The 3601-nt window shown below is 39.1% G+C and carries 4 protein-coding genes; 3 read left to right on the top strand and 1 reads right to left on the bottom strand.

Translation table 11 applies throughout. The features are described 5' to 3' along the window. Positions 1–518, top strand: a 518-nt coding sequence (locus BZK24_RS07240) for an HNH endonuclease family protein (protein WP_143424394.1), incomplete at its 5' end; no start/stop codon positions are given. Between the two features lie 10 nt (positions 519–528). Here the strand turns inward: BZK24_RS07240 and BZK24_RS07235 are convergent. Further along, the gene (locus BZK24_RS07235) at positions 529–1257 is read right to left on the bottom strand and encodes an outer membrane protein (RefSeq protein WP_077657021.1); all 729 of its coding nucleotides are present in this window, start codon (positions 1255–1257) and stop codon (positions 529–531) included. Between the two features lie 186 nt (positions 1258–1443). Here BZK24_RS07235 and BZK24_RS07230 point away from each other — a divergent pair, with 186 nt between their 5' ends. Continuing rightward, positions 1444–2298 carry an NAD(+)/NADH kinase gene (locus tag BZK24_RS07230; protein ID WP_077657022.1) on the top strand — a complete coding sequence of 285 codons (855 nt, stop codon included), beginning with the start codon at positions 1444–1446 and terminating at the stop codon, positions 2296–2298. Between the two features lie 12 nt (positions 2299–2310). Further along, the coding region (locus tag BZK24_RS07225) for a DNA repair protein RecN (protein WP_077657020.1) at positions 2311–3601 on the top strand (1291 nt) is incomplete at its 3' end.

The following is a 3601-nucleotide window of genomic DNA, read 5'->3' as shown; positions in this document are numbered from 1 at the left end:
CGCAACGCTTTAAAGAAAACCTACAAGACTACTACTTATACCCGAAATTCTACTTCGCTGGTAAATCCGTCAAAAAAAATTCATGGCTCAAACCCGTTCTCATTTTAGGGGAATATTTCATGAGCGATAACGCCAACCCCGCTTACATTAAAATGGATGACGATTTGCATGTTGAACGCATTCTGCCCCAAAACCCCGATCCTTCAAGCCAATGGGTGAAAGACTTTAACGAAGAAGAAAGGGAATTATACACGCATTCTTTAGCCAACCTCACGCTTTTAGGGGGCAAGAAAAACACCAAAGCTTTAAACCAAGCTTTAAACCAAGCTTTCAAAGAGAAAAAAGAAATCTACATGGGGAAAACTATCGCGCTAGACAATAAGAAAACTTTTAGGGTGATGACTTGCTATGATATGACTAAAAACGATGTGTGCCGCTACACAGAATGGACGCCCACAAGTTTAGAAAAAAGAAAAGAAGAGTTGATCCAAAAAATTGAGAGCGTTCTAACGCTCTAGGGACGCGCCCCTAGAAAGTGAACACGTAATTCACATACCACGAATACACGCGCCTAAACCCTATATCCAAATTTTTTGCAGTGATATAGGGGTTTTTCTTTAGCATGGGGAATTTCACGCCCGCTTCAATGCTGGAATGTTTTAAGATCCTTAAGCGAGCCCCCACATTGAATAAAAATTGGAAAGAAGTGGCTTTCTTGCTCACAAGGGCTTGTTCCACTAAAATGCCCTCAAAGCTCGGTGTCGCCATAAGCCATGAATTGCCGGCCAATTGCACCCCACCAAAAGCCCCCAAACTCATGATGCCGTTATTGATGACATTGACCATCACATCCATAGCCCCCCCATAAGTGAGCATGTTTGGCTCAAAAGTTCTGGGATCGGCAATGTTTGTTAAACGATTGATTTCTTGTTTCCCAAGAATTTGACTAGCCACTTGCGCCGCTTCGCTGTTATAGTTAGGGTTTTTAAGCCTAATGGAATTGGCATGAGCGTAGTCAAAAAACCCATAAAGGCGTAAGCCAAAGTGTTTTTCAAAGAAAAATTGATACCCTAAAAGCGCATCAAAGCCCTTGATAGTAGCGTTAGTGGCTTGTTTTTGAGAATTAATATCCGCATGCATTTGGGCTTGTCCTTGCAAATAACCCGCCCCTAAAAAAACGCCATTACCATCCATAGCTAGTAGTGCATTCATAGAAACAACCAAAGCTAACAAAGGTTTAGAAAAAAATTTTTTCATGTATGATTCCTTAACATAATGCTTACATTCTTAAAAAGAATACCCAAAAAACAATTAAAAACGATTAAAGAATGAAACATTAATAAAAATAAAAACTCCTTATGAATTCCACATAAGATTAATAAAAAGCGGCTAAAACCCTTTTTTTTTAAAATTTTGTTTCAAGCTTTAAGCTACAATATACGCATGAAAGATTCACATCAAACTATCGGCGTGTTTGTGCGGCCTACCCATTATCAAAACTCTCTTTTTGAAAAGCTAGAGCGAGCTAAAGAATGGGTTTTAAGGCTTTTAGAAGATGAAGGGTTTGAAAGCTTTATGATTGATGGCCTTGATGGAGTAAAAGATGAACGCTTAATAGAAAAAGCCTATGCGTTTTTATGTTTAGGGGGCGATGGCACGATTTTAGGGGCTTTAAGAATGACGCATTCTTACAATAAGCCATGTTTTGGGGTTAGAATAGGGAATTTAGGGTTTTTGAGCGCGGTTGAATTGAATGGTTTGAAAGGTTTCTTACAAGATCTCAAGCAAGATAGGATCAAATTAGAAGAGCATTTGGCTTTAGAGGGCCGTATTGGAAAAACCTCTTTTTATGCGATCAATGAAATTGTGATCGCCAAAAAAAAAGCTTTAGGGGTTTTAGACATCCAAGCTTATGTGGGCCATACGCCCTTTAACACCTATAAAGGCGATGGGCTTATCATTGCCACGCCCCTAGGCTCAACCGCTTATAATTTGAGCGCTCATGGACCTATTGTGCATGCTTTAAGCCAGAGCTATATTTTAACGCCCTTGTGCGATTTCTCTTTAACGCAACGCCCTTTAGTGTTAGGAGCGGAATTTTGTTTGAATTTTTGCGCTTATGAAGACGCTCTTGTGGTCATTGATGGGCAAGCCACCTATGATTTAAAGGCCAACCAACCCCTATACATTCAAAAAAGCCCCACGACCACCAAACTCTTACAAAAAAATTCAAGGGATTATTTTAAAGTGCTTAAAGAAAAGCTCTTATGGGGGGAAAGCCCTAGCAAAAAAAGATAAAAAGGGTAAAACATGCGAGATTTTAATAACGCTCAAATCACACGCTTAAAGGTGCGTCAAAACGCTGTTTTTGAAAAATTGGATTTGGAGTTTAAAGACGGCTTGAGCGCGATTAGTGGGGCTAGTGGGGTGGGAAAAAGCGTTCTTATTGCGAGCCTTTTAGGGGCGTTTGGGCTTAAAGAGAGCAACGCTTCAAGCATTGAAGTGGAATTGATCGCGCCTTTTTTAGACACTGAAGAATACGGCATTTTTAGAGAAGATGAACATGAACCCTTAGTCATCAGCGTGATTAAAAAAGAAAAAACGCGCTATTTTTTAAACCAAACAAGCCTGTCTAAAAACACACTCAAAGCGTTATTAAAAGGTTTGATCAAACGCCTATCTAACGACAGATTCAGCCAGAATGAACTCAATGATATTTTAATGCTCTCCTTACTGGATGGCTATATCCAAAACCAAAATAAGGCGTTTAGCCCCCTTTTAGGCGCACTTGAAGAAAAATTCACCCATTTAGAAAAGCTAGAAAAAGAAAGGCGATTATTAGAGGATAAAAAGCGTTTCCAAAAGGATTTAGAAGAGCGTTTGAATTTTGAAAAAATGAAATTAGAGAGATTGGATTTAAAAGAAGATGAATACGAACGCCTTTTAGAGCAGAAAAAATTGCTTTCCAGTAAGGAAAAATTGAACGATAAAATCGCTCTGGCGTTAGAGGTGCTAGAAAATACCCACAAAATCACGCATGCTTTAGAGAGCGTGGGCCATAGCGCTGAATTTTTAAAAAGCGCTTTATTAGAAGCGAGCGCTCTATTGGAAAAAGAGCAGGCTAAATTAGAAGAGTGCGAGCGTTTGGATATTGAAAAAGTGCTAGAAAGGCTTGGCATGCTAAGTGGGATCATTAAGGATTATGGGAGTATTACGCATGCTAAAGAACGATTAGGGCATGTTAAAAACGAATTGCATAACCTAAAAGAAATTGATAATTATTGCGAAACTTACCACAAAGAAATAGAGCAACTAAAAACCGAATGCTTGAAATTATGCGAAGAAATAAGCGGCTTTAGAAAAGAGTATTTAGCCGGTTTTAACGCTCTTTTAAGCGCTAAAGCGAAAGATTTGCTCCTAAAAAGCCCTAGTTTGGTTTTAGAAGAAGCCCCCATGAGCGAAAAAGGCGCTCAAAAACTCGTTTTGAATTTGCAAAATTCCCAATTAGAAACCTTAAGCTCTGGAGAATACAGCCGTTTGAGGTTGGCGTTCATGCTTTTAGAAATGGAGTTTTTAAAGGATTTTAAAGGCGTGTTGGTGT

The organism is Helicobacter pylori, assembly GCF_001998165.1.
Lineage (GTDB): Bacteria > Campylobacterota > Campylobacteria > Campylobacterales > Helicobacteraceae > Helicobacter > Helicobacter pylori_DL.
The sequence above is the reverse complement of the archived record's forward strand: the minus strand, read 5'-3'. Positions and strand labels throughout refer to the sequence as shown.

What these genes read in the sequence shown, in the direction of transcription:
- BZK24_RS07230 (WP_077657022.1), top strand. Translation starts at nt 1,444, where the DNA reads ATGAAAGATTCACATCAAACTATCGGCGTGTTTGTGCGGCCTACCCAT.
- BZK24_RS07235 (WP_077657021.1), bottom strand. Translation starts at nt 1,257, where the DNA reads ATGAAAAAATTTTTTTCTAAACCTTTGTTAGCTTTGGTTGTTTCTATG.